The organism is Oscillochloris sp. ZM17-4 (assembly GCF_019599295.1).
Lineage (GTDB): Bacteria > Chloroflexota > Chloroflexia > Chloroflexales > Chloroflexaceae > Oscillochloris.
The window spans coordinates 1-1,633 of record NZ_JAIEWN010000158.1; the positions used below are offsets into that span (position 1 = coordinate 1).

Sequence of the window (1,633 nt, forward strand, 5' to 3'; positions counted from 1 at the left end):
TCGGCCATGCCCGGCTGCTGGTGCTGGGTGCCGACCATCAGCGGCTCCACGAGGAGCTGATCGTCGCCGGTGGCCAGCTGCGTGAGGGCCGCTTTGCCCGCCTGAACCTCACCGAGACCCAGCGGGCGCTGGCGGCGGCGACCGATCGCGCGGTGCCCACTGCGATGCAGGAGCGCCTGGCGGCGCAGTGGCCGAAGCACCAGGACGCGCTGCTGACGGCATTGGAGGCGCGCATGCGCGAGCGGGCGACCAGCCTGGAGAAGCAGCTCGCCGAGCGGCGCGACAAGGAGGTCGCGGACATCACGGCCATCCTGACGGAGTTACAGCGGGCAATCGCGACCGAGCTGGACGAGCCGGCCATCAGCCAGCTGATGCTGCCGGACTTCTCGGACACCGAGCGCGAACAGCTGGCCCGCAACCGGGACAGCCTGCGCGCCCGCCTGGCCCAGATCCCTGGCGAGATTGCGGGCGAGACCGCCGCCATCCGTGCGCGCTACGCCAACCCCAGCCCTCGGCTCTTCCCGGTCGCGGTGACGTTTCTGGTGCCGGAGCAACTCTTACGCTAGTACGGATGTAGTGCGTCCCTATCCCGCATACTAATGAATCTGAATCACTCACCCCAACCAGTTCGTTCGAGCATTATCCAGTGGATCCTGGTCGGTATTCTCAGTGCAGTGCTCTTGGGGCTACTCGCCGGTGTCGCGATCCTGATCGTCCGGCGCAGCACCGTTCGGGTGGCCGATTCGCAGCCCCTGGCGGTGGTTCAGGCGACGACAATGCCACGCCCAACGCAGCCGCCGACCCCGCAGGCCAGCCCCCAGCCATCGGCGACCGCTGGCCTGACCGCCGCTCCGCCATCACCGGCCCCGCCCGCCCATCCCACTGCTGCGGCCAGCCCGGCGGACACGTCCGTTCCGACAGATACGGCCCTGGATGCCCCGGCCCTGGCCGCGCGCGGGCTTGTGCGTGAGCGTCGCGATGCAGATTACGATGGCGCGCTCGCAGACTATAGTGCCGCCATTGTCCGTGATTCGACGTATCCAGATGCCTACTATCTGCGCGCGTCGCTGCGCAGCCGCGTTGGCGATCGGCAAGGGAGTCAAGAGGACTATACGCACGCTACGGAACTGGACTCTACCTCAGCACACGCCTTCTATCACCGCGCCCGTATGGAGACCGAGGCCAACCCTGCGCAGGCCATCAACGATTATACCCAGGCGCTACAGCTCGACCCAAAGTACGCCCAAGCCTATTATAGCCGTGGGGTGCTCCGGGGCATCGCCGGTGACTATGCAGGGTCACTCGACGACTTTACGGCCGCCATCGCGGCCGATCCTCAGTTTGCATTTGCCTATAGTAATCGGGCTGGGCTCTATCGTGATCGTGGGCAACTGGCCGAAGCCCTCGCTGGGTATACCCAGGCAATCGCCCTCGATCCGGGCTATTTTCAGGCGTACTTTGAGCGCGGTGTGACCTATCTGTCGTATGTCGGCGATCCAAAGCATGCACTCACGGATTTACAGGAGGCGGTCAAGCTGCGCCCGCAAAGCGCGCCAGCCTACTGTGAGCGTGGAAATGCCCGGTCCCAGCTTGGCGACTCGCAAGGTGGTATCGACGATACCACCCAGGCGAT

Annotated in this window: 1 protein-coding gene and 1 pseudogene; both read left to right on the forward strand. The window is 65.6% G+C overall.

Features of this window, described 5'->3' with window-relative positions:
• Nucleotides 1-566, forward strand: a pseudogene (locus K2Z83_RS28345) (helicase); the annotation flags it as partial.
• 33 nt (nucleotides 567-599) lie between these two features.
• Nucleotides 600-1,633: tetratricopeptide repeat protein (locus K2Z83_RS28350; RefSeq protein WP_220598526.1), on the forward strand; the 1,034-nt coding region annotated here is incomplete at its 3' end.